Genomic DNA, 13,587 nt, shown 5'->3' with positions numbered 1-13,587 from the left:
TGATTCACCCCGTATCCACCGTTGGTCCGGTCTCGTTCTTTAGGTGCGAGCGGCCAGACCGCTCGCGCTCAGGTTCAGGACGACGGGGGAGACGATGGGACGCATCGCCGGAGGCAGCGGGGACACCCGCCGCGCCAGCGTGCTCCGGCTCCTCCTCGGCGCCGCGCTCACAGCATTCGGGTCCCTGCTTCTAGGGGCCTTCGCGATGGCGGCGTCCGCTTGGGCATCAGACGATTCCGCGTCATCACAGGGCCTAGCCGCGATGACCGACCCCCTCTCCGCAGAGGTGTCCGACATGTCGCGCCTGGCCGCGCGACTGGTCCCGCAGAACCAGCAGGGACATCGGCCGCCGGCGGTGCAGGGGGAGGTCACGGGGCTGGTGTCGGGCCTTGCCGACTCGACGGGAACGCTGGTGGACGAGACGGACGGCACCGTGCGCACGATGCTGCCGGGCGACCCCGGCTTGCTCGACCTGGACGACAAGTCCGTCGGAGACGGCACCGCCGAAGTAGTGACACCGCTGGTGGGAACCCTCGTGCAGGGAACGGCGTCCATTGCGGACCGCCCCGCCCCCGCGGTGTCCGGTGTCTATGAGACTGTCGCGCCCCCGACCGATCCGGTCGGCGACCTGGCGCGACTGGTGACCGATGGCCTGCGGTTCGGCGACGCGACGACGCCCGGGAGCGTCCTCGCCGCTGCCGCAGGACAGCCGAGCTTCACCACACTTGCGGCGAATGCAGACTCCAGCGAGGTGGCGGCGGCGCTCCAAGGAGCGCCCAGCGGCCGGCCGGCCGCCGCCTTCGAGTGCTCCGCGGCCGATGACGGCGCGCGGGGGACGGACCGGTCCGAGGTCGAAGAGGTGCACGGCACGCCGCGCACCGCCGCGAAGCCGTGGGGGTACCACGGCGCCGCGCTTCCGGACCTGAAGATCATCCCCGGTGGAGCCACTGGCTCGACCGCCGGTATCAGCGTCGACAGCGGCCACAACGCTGTCTGCGTCTCCCCGTCCGCCGGGGGGGAAGAGGTGTCACTCTCCCGCACGGTGATCGGGGAATTGGGGCGGCCGCTGGACCGCGCCGCCGAGCTGTCCGTCGCCCCAGACTAGCGCCGCCGCGCGTCGACGCGCGGGAACCGAAGTCCGCCTTCGAAACTCCCAACGGAACCCGGGACGAGATCCCGGAAACTCCGGCGCGCCGACGCGCGGCAGGCCGTCAGTCACCGCCGCCTCCTCTGAGGCGGGGAAACCACATGAAGACGCCCGAACGAACGGGCGCGCAACCCAGAAGGAAACCGCACATCATGCGCAAGGTTCTTTACGTCGCCGCCGCGGCCGCCGCCGCCACCGCCGGCATCGCCTCCCCCGCCATGGCCGGCACCAGCTCCGGTGTCGCCGCCGGCCCGGTCAGCCTCGTCAACATCGACGCCTCCTCCGCGGCGCACTGGCAGATCTGCGGCCAGAACGTCCTGACCCAGTCCTTCGGCCAGGTCTGCGACAACCGCGACCACATCGGCGAGGGCCCCCAGTCCGGCATCGACGCGGGTGACGTGTCGGTCGCCAACCTCGACGCCTCCTCCGCCGCCCACTGGCAGATCTGCGGCCAGAACGTCGGCGTCGCGCCGTCGCTCGACCAGCAGTGCCTGAACTACGACCACCTGAACGAGTAGGACTTCCCAGGCCGGGCCGCCCGGGAGGGCGGCCCGGACCCGAGGAGCACCAAGAAATCCGACAGAGAACGGGGAAAGAAACAATGCGCAAGGCTCTCACCGTCGTCGCCGCCGCCGCTGGTGCGGTCGCCGCTCTCGGCTCCGCCGGCACCGCCATGGCTCAGAGCTCGGGCGTCTGGGCGGGCCCGGTCAGCCTGGTGAACGTGGACGCGTCGAGCGCGGCCCACTGGCAGATCTGCGGGCAGAACGTGTTCGCCCAGTCGTTCGGCCAGGTCTGCGACAACCGCGACCACATCGGCTCCGGCCCCCAGTCCGGCATCCAGGCCGGCGACGTGTCGGTCGCCAACCTCGACGCTTCGGACGCGGCGCACTGGCAGATCTGCGGCCAGAACGTCGGCGTCGCGCCGTCGCTCGACCAGCAGTGCCTGAACTACGACCACATCACGCACGCGGCCGAGTAATTCGACCAATGGGGCGGGCTCCCGAGGGGGCCCGCCCCTCCGATCTCGAAACAGAAGGAAGCACATCAATGCGTAAGGTTCTCACCGCCGCAGCCGTCGGCGCCGGCGCGATCGCCGCGCTCGGCGCCGCCTCGCCCGTCATGGCCGCCGCCTCCGGCGTCATGGCCGGTCCGGTCTCGCTGGTCAACGTCGACGCCTCGGACGCCGCCCACTGGCAGATCTGCGGCCAGAACATCCTGACCACCTCGGTGGACCAGAACTGCGACAACCGCGACCACTTCGGCGACGACCAGGGCTCCGGCGTGCAGGCGGGCGACGTGTCCGCCGTGAACGTGGACGCCTCGGACGCGGCGCACTGGCAGATCTGCGGCCAGAACGTCCTGACCCAGTCGTTCGGCCAGGTCTGCGACAACCGCGACCACTTCGGCGACAACGCGGGCTCGGGCATCCAGGCCGGCGACGTCACGCTCGCCAACGCGGACGCCTCCAGCGCCGCCCACTGGCAGATCTGCGGCCAGAACGTCGGCGTCTCGCCGTCGCTCGACCAGCAGTGCCTGAACGCCGACCACGTGTCGGACAACGGCGACCACCCCGGTAAGGGCGCCGACCAGGGCGACTACTAGCCCGACCGTTTCCCCCGGTTTGGTCGAGAGACAAAGGTAGGAACATGCGTAACACCACCATGGTGGCGGTCTCGGCCGCCGCAGCCGCGGCCGCGGCCGCGTTCACGGGAGGGGCCGCACAGGCGTCCACTCCCGACTGGCTGACGCTCGCCGCCGTGGAGTCCGAGCACGACTCGGTGCTGCCCGGTGTCTGCGAGGCCGGAGAGCTCGGTCCGATCACCGGCGCGACCTGCGACACCGTTCTCGGCTCGCCTTCGGCGGACGAGATCGAGGCGACCGGCCAGTCCGTTCCGGAGCCCCCGGACACCGCGGGCATGCCGTCGGTCGCCAACATCGACCTGCGCAACTTCGCGAAGTGGCAGGTCTGCGGCGTCGCCGTCGCGGCCCCGAACCAGGGCTTCGACTGCGACAACTCGATCGACGGCCCGAAGGAGCCGGTGGGACCCGGCAGCGGGATCTCGCTGGTGAACGCCGACACGACCGGCGCGTTCCAGTGGTCGGTCTGCGGCGTGGCCGTGGGCCAGGCGAGCGTCGACACCACCTGCTAGCAGGTCAACCTTCATACCAAAGCGGCCGGAGTCCGATCGGACTCCGGCCGCTCCCCTTTGCGCTCGACAGTCCTAGACGTCGGCGGTCCACGGGACGCCGGCGTCGAGCTTCACGGCCCGGCCGAGCACGTGCACCCGGATATCCACTGAGGACACGAGCTCCACGGCGCTGGCACGGCCGCCCCGCCAGGCGAGGCGCTCGACGGTGACGCCGCCGCGGGCCCGCAGGCCCCGGACCTCCCCGTCGGGCCAGGCGGACGGCAGCGCCGGGAGCAGCTCGATCACCGGCTCGCCGTCGACGGTGCGGTGCGACTGGACGAGCATCTCCGCGATGGCCGCGGTCGTGCCGAAGTTCCCGTCGATCTGGAACGGCGGGTGCGCGCACAGGAGCGAGGAGTAGACGCCGCCGTCGGCGTACTCGACTCCCGCGCCGCGGAAGCCCACGGGCGTGAGGAACTCCCCGAGCAGGCGGTGCGCCCGGTCGCCGTCGCCGAGGCGCGCCCACAGCGCGGTCTTCCACGCGAGCGACCAGCCGGTTCCGGCGTCGCCGCGCGCTTCGAGGCTCTTGCGGGCCGCTTCCAGCAGCTCGGGGGAGTCGGCGAATGAGTCGCCGGGGAACACCCCGTACAGGTGGGAGACGTGCCGGTGGTGCGGCTCGGCCTCCTCGCGTTCGGCGGCCCATTCGAGGAGCCGCCCGTCGGCGCCGATCTTCGGGCCTGCCAAGCGCGGCAAGGCCTCCTGGATGTCCTTGACGAGCGTGAGGTCGTCGCCGTGGAGGGTCTCGGCGACGACGTCGGCGGCCTCCACGACGAACGCGAACAGCTCGCGCACGAGCGCCGCGTCCATCCCCGTGGACTCGTCGAGCGCGGAGTTTCCTGCGGGCGTGACGAACTCGTTCTCCGGGCTCGACGCCGGGTTCGTCACGAGCGTGCCGTCGCTGCCTTCGGAGAGCCGGTCGTACGCGAAGCGGGCCGCGCCCAGGACCGCGGGGAGCCGGTCGGCGAGGAACTCCTCGTCGCGGCCGAACCGCCAGTGCTCGGCGACGTGCATGGCGAGCCACAGCCCGCCCATCGGCCAGGCCTGCCAGCACGCGCGGCCGTCGACCGGGGTGGTCAGCCGCCAGTAGTCGGTGTTGTGGTGGCAGCACCAGCCGCCCGCGCCGTACAGCTTCCGCGCGGTCTCCGCGCCGGTCGCGGCGAGCCCGTCGACGAGGTCGAACAGCGGCCCGTGGAACTCCGGCAGGCCGCAGGTCTCGGCGGGCCAGTAGTTCATCTCGACGTTGATGTTCGTGGTGTAGTCGCTGTTCCACGGCGGCCTGACCTCGCTGTTCCAGATGCCCTGGAGGTTCGCGGCCTGCGTGCCGGGGCGCGAGGACCCGGCGAGGAGGTATCGGCCGAACTGGAACGCGAGCACTGCGAGTCCCTCGTCCGGCCCGCCGGAGGCCCGGCGGCGCAGCCGCTCCGCGGTGGAGGAGTGTTCCACAGGCCCCTGTGGAAGGTCGAGGGCGACGCGGTCCATGACGGCCCGGTGCGCCGCGACGTGGTCGGCGAGGAGCGCCTTCCAGCCGTTCGCGGCCGCGCGCCGCGCCTCGGACTGGGCCCGGTCCAGGGCCGCGGCCTCGTCGAAGTCGGAGTGCAGCGCGATGTAGACCTCGATCTCGCGGCAGTCGGCGAAGCGGTGCCCGGCGCTCCCGGGGACGATGCGGCCGTCGGCGCGCAGCTGCGCGTTCAGGCCGAGCCGCCGCACGCCTTCGGTGGAGGAGTAGTCGGGGCCGCCCGGCCCGTGGACCGTGGCGGGGGCGTGCCCGGTGACGCTCAGCTCGTCGTAGTCGGCGACGATGGACCCGCCCTCGTGCGGCCACTGGAAGCCCAGGTCGAGCGCGAACGGCTCGTCGGCGCTCCAGCGGATCGCGATGACGCCGTAGGCGACCGAGACGAACGCCTCCTGGCGGACGCGGCCGCGGACGGTGGTCGCGACGCCGTCGCGCAGGTCGAGCTCGCGGTGGAACGCGAGGTCGTCCTCGCCGTCGCCGGAGTGGACCGCGACGAGCGCGCCCGCGGGCTGGTACGCCTCGGTGCTCGGGCCCTGGAGCTTCGTGATGAGCTGGTCGGCGGCGTGGAACTCGCCGCGGCGCACCAGCTCGGCGGCCTCGGCGGCGATGCCCTCGACGCCGTCGGGCACGCCCTTGTTGCCCGCGCCCGACCAGAACCCGTCCTCGTTCAGCTCGATCCGGTCCCCGACGAGCATCGCCCCGACGCGGCCGTTCCCCAGAGGGAGCCCCTCGTGCCAGGCCTCCGCGGGAGTGTCATAGCTCAGCTTCAATGCTTGCGGCATGCCCTATATCCTATAGGATCCACGATCCGGGCCGGGCGCGGCGCTTGCGCCCCCGGCCGCACCCTCCGTCACCTGAACGTGATGCAACCTCGGCTCTTACATGAACGTGATTCATCTGCCCAACCCTGAATCCGGCACATTCGCTCCGATGGCAGAAGAAATTACGGAGAGCTCTACAGTGCAACTCAAGCGAACCCTTCAGACCGGCCTCGCGGCCGCCGCGGGCATCGCCGCGGCCCTCGCCTTGGCGACGCCCGCCCAGGCCGAAGAGGTCATCATCCTCATCAACCGCGGCAACATCCCGACGACCGCGGCGGACTTCGAGAACCAGTCCTGCGACAACCTGCCCGACCTGGCCCCGGACGAGGACGGCTGGGTCTTCGTGCTCCCCGCGTCCGCCGGCGCCGAAGGCAACTTCATCTCCGTCACCGCGACGTACGCCGACGAGACCGGCACCGAGCGGACCCGCACCACCGGGAACGACGGCGGCATCGTCGAAGGCAGCGGCGACAACAAGGCGTACATCATCACGCCCGCCGGCTGGACCCTCCTCGACGCCGACGCCCTGGTCAACGACCCCGACGAAGGCGCCTTCTTCAACCTCACGCACGCATGCGCCGGCACGCCCGGCGAGGAGCCGTCGAGCCCCGGTGAAGAGCCCTCGTCGCCGACCGAGGAGAGCTCCTCGCCCGGTGAGGAGTCCAGCGTCCCGGGCGAGGAGTCGACTTCCCCGACCGGCACCACCCTGCCGACCACCGGCACGCCGCTGACCATCGCGCTCGTCTCGGCCGCGGCCCTCGCCGCCGCCGGCGCCGCGCTGTTCCTGGTCCAGCGCCGCCGCCGCGAGGCCCAGGACTGGTAGGCGCGACCGCCCGTCGCGGCGTCCCCGGGGCCCGGCCCCGGGGACGCCGTCTTTTTTCGGCGATTTCGCGGTGAATTGGCAGGTCAGCCGTTCGGCCGATTTCTGAATCAGCCTCTCGAACCTGCAACGCGAGTGGCTGCGGTGACGTGGACAGTTCGCCGGCGCCTGGCCCAGGCGCACGTCGAACCCCGGCACGTTCGACACCTCCGACGACCCATCACGGAGTCCACTCCCTTGAAACTCACACGCCGCCAGAAGACCTTCGGCGCCGCGGCCGCCGCCGGTCTGGCAGGAGCCGTCGCGCTCGCCTTCGCCGTCCCCGCGCTCGCGGGCGGCACCGACTTCATCGAGATCAATCCCGGCAACGTGCCCACGACCGCCGAGGACTTCAAGTCGCAGAGCTGCGACCAGATCCCGGCCGACACCGCGGACTGGCTCGATGGCTGGGTGTTCGTGCTCCCCAACTCCGTCAACGCAGAGGGCAACTTCATCTCGATCACCGCGACGTTCGACGACGCCGACGGCGACGAGCACGTCTTCACCACGGACCACGACGGCGGGATCGTCTCCGGTTCGGGGAACAACAAGGCGTACATCATCACGCCCGCGGGCTGGACCCTCACCGCGGCCAAGGCCGAGATCAACCGCGACGGCGACGGCAAGGACTTCTTCAACCTGACCCACGCCTGCCCGGCGACCGAGGAGCCCCCGGGGGAGGAGACCCCGAGCGAGGAGCCTTCGACGGAGGCGCCGACCACGGAGGAGCCTTCGACGGAGGCGCCCACCACCGAGGAGCCCTCGACGGAGGCGCCGACCACCGACGAGCCTTCGAGCGAGGCGCCCACGACCGACGAGCCCTCGTCGGAAGTCCCCACCACCGATGAGCCGTCGAGTGAAGCGCCGACCACCGACGAACCGTCGTCGGAGGTCCCCACGACCGACGAGCCCTCGTCCGAAGCTCCCACGACCGACGAGCCGTCGAGCGAGAGCCCGACCACGGACGAGCCGTCCTCCGAGGCCCCGACCTCCGAGAGCCCGGCCGAGTCGAGCTCCGAGCCCGCCGCCACCAGCTCCGCGCCGGGCGGGGCCTCGACCACGCCGGTCTCGCAGCTCCCGACCACGGGTTCGTCGCTGACGTACTTCCTGGTCGGCGGCGGCATCGTGATCCTCGCGGGAATCGTGATCCTCGTTGTGCTGCGGCGGAAGTCCGAGCCGGACGCGGAATAGGCGCATGCGGGCGCGGTCGTGAAAAAAGCCGCGCCCGTTATCGAACCGTTATGCAACCGCACAAGACGCCGCCGCGTTTAGCAGTTGTCTCAGGGCAGGGAGCCCGGCGCGGTCGCGCCGGGGCGAGACCTCCGAACTACCGCCCGCTGCTTGACGGTGCGGTCCTTGTCGAGCCCCCGGAATCCTGCCACCGGGGGCTCGACCCTAAGTCGACGCCCCGGAGCCGTCCCCCCCTTGGCTCCGGGGCGTCGCCTTGTGCGCGGCGCGTGAAGACTGTGTAAAACTCACAACTTCGAGGCCAGCTCGCTTTTCTTTCCGTGGCGGACCCGGTACATTACCCGCAGGTTCAGCGCCTATCCATTTACCCTGGTCCCCGGGGTGCCAGCTGCCCGGCGCCCGACGACTCGCCTGCACAGGAGTGCCCGAGACATGGCAACTGAAGCCACAGAGAAGAAGGAGGCGCCCCAGCCCGGGCGCCTCGACAAGTACTTCGGGATGACCGAGAACAAGACCAACTGGAGGCGCGAGGTCCTGGCCGGGACCACGACGTTCCTGGCGATGGCCTACATTCTCGCGGTCAACCCCGGCATCCTCAGCTTCGGCCTGTCCGAAGCCGGGGTCGACGCGCCCAACCCGGGCGCCGTCTTCACCGCGACCGCGCTCGCCTCCGCGCTCGGCTGCCTCGTCATGGGCCTGTGGGCCCGCTACCCCATCGCCACCGCCCCCGGCATGGGCCTCAACGCGTTCTTCGCCTTCACCGTGGTGCTCACCCTCGGCATCCCGTGGCAGACCGCGCTCACGGGCACGCTCGTCTCGGGCGTGCTGTTCTTCATCCTCGCCGTCACCGGCGCGCGCGAGTCGATCATCAACGCGATCCCGCCGCAGCTCAAACTGGCGGTCGGCGCAGGCATCGGCCTGTTCATCGCGTTCATCGGCCTCAAGGGCGGCGGCATCGTCGTCGGCTCCGAGTCCACCCTCGTCACCATCGGCGACTTCACCTCCGGCACGGTCCTGCTCACCGTGTTCGGCCTGATCGTCACCGCCGTGTTCATGGTCCTGGGCTGGAAGGGCGGCGTGTTCTACGGGATGCTCGCCACGCTGGTCCTGGGCGTGCTCACCGGCGTCATCGACTTCAAGCTCGCCGAGGGCTTCACCCCGAACCTCGACTCGTTCGGCGCGGCCTTCACCGGCTTCGAGGACGCGTTCACCGTCCACATGATCGCGGTCATCCTGACCATGCTGTTCGTGGACTTCTTCGACACCGCCGGGACGCTGTTCGCCGTCGCCGGGCAGGCCGGGCTCGTCAAGGACGGCAAGCTGCCGCGCGCGGGCCGCGCCCTCGCCACCGACTCGATCGCGACCTCCGCGGGCGCCGTCCTCGGCACCTCGACCACGACCGCGTACATCGAGTCGACCGCGGGCGTCTCGGTCGGCGGCCGCACCGGCCTCACGGCCGTGACCACGGGCTTCTGGTTCATCGTGTCGCTCGTGGCGTTCCCGGTGTTCGGCCTGGTCGCGAACAACCCGGCGGTCACCGCGCCCGCGCTCATCGTCGTGGGCGTGCTCATGGCGAAGGCCCTCGGCGACATCGAGTGGGCGAAGCTGGAGTACGCGATCCCCGCGTTCCTCATCGTCGCCGCGATGCCGCTGACCTACTCGATCTCCAACGGCATCGCCCTGGGTCTGGTGTTCTTCCCGATCATGATGGCCGCCAAGGGCCGCTGGAAGGAAGTCCACCCGATCGCCTGGGTGCTCATGCTCGCCTCGATCGGCTACTTCCTCTTCTTGACGGAGTAGCAGCCACGCACGTCGAAGGGCCCGGGAGGAATGTCCTCCCGGGCCCTTTCCGCTGGTGCCGCTAGGCGGCGCGGCGCAGCGCCTCGCTGATCTTCATGCGCGAGCCCGTGTACAGGACGGACCGCTTGTACAGCTGCGAGCCGAGTGCGAGCGCCCCGGCCGCGGCGAGCGCGAGGAGGACGCCGGAGAGGCCGATCTGCCAGGCCGGGACGTCGGTGATCGCCATGCGGGTGGGCATCGCGATGCCGGAGAACGGCGGGACGATCGACAGGACCTCCGCGAACGTGCTCGTCGGGGCGTTGAGCAGGAAGATCGCACCCAGGTAGCTGAGCGTCAGCGACATGATGAGCGGGGTCAGGACCGACCCGGACTCCTCCTGGCGCGACACGAGCGAGCCGACGCCGCCCGCGAGCGTCCCGAACAGGGCGAACGCGATGAGCCACCAGCCGATCGTGGAGACCGCCGCGGAGGCGGTGCCCGCGGGCAGGTCGTCGAGCATCCCGGTGGCGGCCGAGACGCCGAGGCCCACGGCGACCATGGCGACGAGGTTGACGAGGGAGATGACGCCGAGGCCGATGACCTTGCCGCCGAGGAGCTGCCACGGCTTGAGGCTGGTCAGGAGGATCTCGACGATGCGGCTGGACTTCTCCTCGACGACGCCCATCGCGATGTACTGCACCGGGGTCATGAGCATCATGAACATGATGATGGAGATGATGAGGCCGGTGAAGTAGTCGAGGGTGCTGCCGACGCCGCCCTCCGACTCCAGGGTCACCCACTCCAGGGGCTGCACGGTGAGCGCGTCGGCGATCTGCTGGTCGCTGAGCCCGGCGTCGGCGAGGTTCGTCTGAACGCTCGCGGCCTGCCAGGCGGCGTCGATCTTCGCCTCGACCTCGTTGCCGACCCCGTCGCGGCTGTACAGCGACCCGTCGGCGACGGCCGCGTCGACGGTCTCGTCCTCGACGGCCTTCTCCGCCTCGTCGGCGCTGTCGTACATCGTGATGTCGAAGCCGCCCATGGCTTCGAGCTGCGCCTGCATGGCGGGGGCGGTGTCCCCGGCGAGGCCGATCTTCTCATCCTCGGAGTTCCCGCCAATGAGGGTCGGGAGCGCGGCGAGGACGCCGACGATGACGACGGTGACGATGAGGCTGATGACGTTGGACTTGGAGAGGCCGCGGACGCGGATCTCGCGTCCGGCGACGAGCAGGAGCCCGCGCAGTCGGGAGGGTTCGTTCTGCGTCATCGGGTCACGGCCTCTCGGAAGATCTCGGCGATGGTGGGCTGGTCGTAGGCGAAGCGGGTGACGCGCCCGGCGGCCGCGGCGATGCGCAGGGCCTCCTGGTCGTCGCCGTCCTCGATGAGGTAGTCGTCGCCGTCGCGGGTGACGGTGCCGGTGAACTTCGCGGTGAGGTCCTCGTCGGCGTCGACGCTGATGCGCAGCTGCTTGACCTCCTTGGCCTTCAGCTCGTCCACCGACCCGGAGGCGATGATGCGGCCGTTGCCGATGATGGAGACGGAGTCGCAGAGCCGCTCGATGAGGTCGAGCTGGTGGCTGGAGAAGATGACGGGCGCCCCGGCGGCGGCGCGGTCCCTGAGCGCGTTGCCCATGACGTCCACGGCGATCGGGTCGAGCCCGGAGAACGGCTCGTCGAGGATGAGCACCTCGGGGTCGTGGACGAGGGAGACGGCGAGCTGGACGCGCTGCTGGTTGCCCAGCGACAGGTCCTGCACGAAGTCGCCCATGCGGTCGGTGAGGTTGAGCTGCTCCAGCAGCTCGGCGGCGGAGCGCTTCGCCTCGGCCTTCGTCATCCCGTGCAGCTCGCCGAAGTAGGCGACCTGCTCGCCGGTCTTCATCTTGGGGTAGAGGCCGCGTTCGGAGGGCATGTAGCCGAAGCGGCGGCGCTGCTCGACGCCGAGGGGCGCGCCGTTGTAGACGATCTGGCCGGAGTCGGCCGCGAGGACGCCCATCGCGATGCGCATGGTGGTGGTCTTCCCGGCCCCGTTGGCGCCGACGAATCCGACGACTTCGCCCGGGGCTGCGGACAGCGACACCCCGTCGAGGGCAACGGTGTCGCCGAACCGCTTGTGCAGGTCCTTGATTTCCAACATGACTTCACCCTAGGCGCGGACGCGGGCGGGTTCCTCCTGCTTGAGAGGGATTCCGGCCCGGCCCGCTTCATTCCCGAGAAGTAATCACGTGAGCTTGGGCCGCGGCGCCGGCACCGGCCGGACGGCCAGTGGACAGTATGCCGATTCGTCCGCTTCACGGCGGCCGAAGACCCTAACCTGGGCAGCGGGCTCCTGCGTCGGTGCGGGGGCCGCACCGACGGGCCAGAGGGAGAGCAGCATGGCGCGAACCGACCGGCCTGCTCTGCCCTGCTCCTGCGCGCCGCCCTCCACGAAGGCGTCGGCCAGTACGCCGCTGTCGACGCCGTGGCCGCAGCCCTCCCGTCCCCCGACGAAACCCGCTGCGAGGCCGCCCGCCTCGCCGCCGGACCTCCCGCCGAGTACGTAGGGCTCGACGCCTGCGGGGCCGTGCGGCTCGGCGTGCCCGCGAGGGCCGGAAACGTGCCGATCTCGATCAATGCGGCCCCGCTGATCGCATCGCCCCACAAGAGGTTCCAAGCGCCGCATCCACGGACCCCACTGTGGATGAATCGTGCCTATATTCCGGGGATGTAGCCACCGCCGGGCCGAGCGCGACACTCGGCCTCCCAGCGGAACGGAGCAGCCATGACCCGCCACCACGGTTCGGACGCGCCCCGCACCGGCACGCCCGACACCGACTCCCCGAACACCCGCTCGGACGACGGCACCCCGAGCCGCTCGCGCAGCCCTCTTCCCGGCCGCAGCCACGCCGACGACTCCCGCGCGACCCGGGAGCGCCTCGCCGCCGCCCGCCCCTCGAACACCTCCAGCAGCCCGCAGCCGTCGGCGACGCCGTCGACCGCCGCGCCCGGCGGCCGGCCCGGAGCGACCGGCCCGACCCCGCCCCACCACACCGCGCCCTGGCCGGACCCTATGGACCTCCGGGTCGTCGACATCTCCCCGATGAACGCCAACGCCCACCTCAACGAGGCGCACGTCGTCACCTTCGAAGACGGCTCGCAGGGCCTCTACAAGCCCGTGACCGGCGAGGACACGACGACCGTGACCGGTGTCCCGCCCTCCGGGCTGGCCCCGCGCGAAGCGGGCGCCTCGGTCGTGGACCGGCACCTCGGCCTCGGCCTCACCCCCGCCACGACCATGTGGGACGGGCCGCAGGGCCCCGGCTCCTTGCAGCGCATGGCGGTGCCGAACACCGGGAGCATGGACCCCGGGGACTACACCTCCTCGGAGCAGCAGCGCATGGCCGTCCTCGACTACGTGATCGGCAACAGCGACCGGCACAACGGCAACTACCTGACCGACCAGAACGGCGGCGTCGTCCCCATCGACCACGGCTACAGCTTCCCCGTCGACCAGGACTCCTTCGACCGCGGACCCATCCGCGGCATCCGCTCCGACTTCGTCGCCAACGAGTACGGCAACTACCTGGACCAGGACATCATCGACGGTCTCAACCGGGTCGACGCCGACCAGCTCGGCGACGACCTGTCACGACTAGGCTTGGAGGACCGGGCGGTCGACGGCGCGATCAGCCGCCTCGACGAGATCCGCCAGAACGGCGGCATCACCGGCGCCAACTGGCCCGGCCGCATCACCGAGGCCCATCCGCTCTACGTGGCAAGGGAGACGAGACCGTGACCAGCGACGTTCCCAAGAAGATCGGCTTCTACTCCCTCCAGGCCGACGGCATGCGCAAGGTCGCCGTCTACTCCCGGACCGACGACGGCATCACCCTCGACATCCTCGACGACCGCTGGGAGCGCATGGCCCGCGACTACCTCACCGACGGCATCCTCCACCAACGCCTCGGCGCCGTGGTCACCGCCGACCACCCCGACCTCTTCATGGAAGCCCTCCTCGAACCCCGCAACATGACCTACTACGATTTCCGCCCCGAACCCTGACGGCGGGCCGGGCGCCGTCCCGAGTGCGATTCGGGGGATTCCCGCCGGGTGCGGGCT

Annotated in this window: 13 protein-coding genes; 10 read left to right on the top strand and 3 right to left on the bottom strand. The window is 70.8% G+C overall.

All coding sequences use genetic code 11. The features are described from left to right. Positions 1-262 precede the first annotated feature (262 nt). From B0I28_RS12475 to B0I28_RS12455, 5 genes are all read left to right on the top strand, one after another. On the top strand, positions 263-1,105 hold the full coding sequence (locus B0I28_RS12475; protein WP_146148068.1) for a hypothetical protein: 843 nt from the start codon (positions 263-265) through the stop codon (positions 1,103-1,105). A 194-nt stretch (positions 1,106-1,299) separates the two neighbouring features. Next, positions 1,300-1,665 carry a hypothetical protein gene (locus tag B0I28_RS12470; protein ID WP_106364152.1) on the top strand — a complete coding sequence of 122 codons (366 nt, stop codon included), beginning with the start codon at positions 1,300-1,302 and terminating at the stop codon, positions 1,663-1,665. 83 nt (positions 1,666-1,748) lie between these two features. Then, positions 1,749-2,126, top strand: a complete 378-nt coding sequence (locus B0I28_RS12465) for a hypothetical protein (RefSeq protein ID WP_106364151.1) — start codon at positions 1,749-1,751, stop codon at positions 2,124-2,126. Positions 2,127-2,194: 68 nt separating this feature from the next. Next, positions 2,195-2,749 (top strand): hypothetical protein, encoded by a 555-nt coding sequence (locus B0I28_RS12460; protein ID WP_106364150.1) that lies wholly within the window; start codon positions 2,195-2,197, stop codon positions 2,747-2,749. A 44-nt stretch (positions 2,750-2,793) separates the two neighbouring features. Continuing rightward, on the top strand, positions 2,794-3,297 hold the full coding sequence (locus B0I28_RS12455; RefSeq protein ID WP_146148067.1) for a hypothetical protein: 504 nt from the start codon (positions 2,794-2,796) through the stop codon (positions 3,295-3,297). Positions 3,298-3,369: 72 nt separating this feature from the next. Here B0I28_RS12455 and B0I28_RS12450 read toward each other — a convergent pair whose 3' ends face one another. Next, positions 3,370-5,631, bottom strand: coding sequence for a glycosyl hydrolase family 95 catalytic domain-containing protein (locus B0I28_RS12450; protein ID WP_106364148.1), 2,262 nt, complete (start codon positions 5,629-5,631; stop codon positions 3,370-3,372). A gap of 178 nt (positions 5,632-5,809) precedes the next feature. Between B0I28_RS12450 and B0I28_RS12445 the strand changes: the two genes are divergently transcribed. The 3 genes from B0I28_RS12445 (at position 5,810) to B0I28_RS12435 (ending at position 9,517) form a co-directional block, all read left to right on the top strand. Next, on the top strand, positions 5,810-6,493 hold the full coding sequence (locus tag B0I28_RS12445) for an LPXTG cell wall anchor domain-containing protein (RefSeq protein ID WP_106364147.1): 684 nt from the start codon (positions 5,810-5,812) through the stop codon (positions 6,491-6,493). A 234-nt stretch (positions 6,494-6,727) separates the two neighbouring features. Further along, complete coding sequence (locus B0I28_RS12440) at positions 6,728-7,720, top strand: LPXTG cell wall anchor domain-containing protein (protein WP_106364146.1); 993 nt, start codon at positions 6,728-6,730, stop codon at positions 7,718-7,720. Between the two features lie 429 nt (positions 7,721-8,149). Further along, positions 8,150-9,517 carry an NCS2 family permease gene (locus tag B0I28_RS12435; RefSeq protein WP_106364145.1) on the top strand — a complete coding sequence of 456 codons (1,368 nt, stop codon included), beginning with the start codon at positions 8,150-8,152 and terminating at the stop codon, positions 9,515-9,517. Positions 9,518-9,578: 61 nt separating this feature from the next. Here the strand turns inward: B0I28_RS12435 and B0I28_RS12430 are convergent, their stop codons facing one another. Together B0I28_RS12430 and B0I28_RS12425 are read right to left on the bottom strand one after the other, a co-directional pair. After that, complete coding sequence (locus tag B0I28_RS12430; RefSeq protein ID WP_106364144.1) at positions 9,579-10,760, bottom strand: ABC transporter permease; 1,182 nt, start codon at positions 10,758-10,760, stop codon at positions 9,579-9,581. Next, entirely contained in the window at positions 10,757-11,626 is an 870-nt protein-coding gene (locus B0I28_RS12425; RefSeq protein ID WP_106364143.1) for an ABC transporter ATP-binding protein, read from the bottom strand. Before B0I28_RS12425 ends, B0I28_RS12430 begins: the two co-directional genes overlap by 4 nt. A 624-nt stretch (positions 11,627-12,250) precedes the next feature. Between B0I28_RS12425 and B0I28_RS12415 the strand changes: the two genes are divergently transcribed. After that, positions 12,251-13,264, top strand: coding sequence for a hypothetical protein (locus tag B0I28_RS12415; RefSeq protein ID WP_106364141.1), 1,014 nt, complete (start codon positions 12,251-12,253; stop codon positions 13,262-13,264). Then, a complete protein-coding gene (locus B0I28_RS12410) occupies positions 13,261-13,530 on the top strand; it encodes a hypothetical protein (protein WP_106364140.1) in 270 nt (89 codons plus the stop codon). Before B0I28_RS12415 ends, B0I28_RS12410 begins: the two co-directional genes overlap by 4 nt. Positions 13,531-13,587 lie beyond the last annotated feature (57 nt).

The organism is Glycomyces artemisiae (assembly GCF_003002955.1).
GTDB classification, from domain to species: domain Bacteria; phylum Actinomycetota; class Actinomycetes; order Mycobacteriales; family Micromonosporaceae; genus Glycomyces; species Glycomyces artemisiae.
Note: the sequence above shows the minus strand (reverse complement) of the source record. Positions and strands in the feature narration are given on the sequence as shown.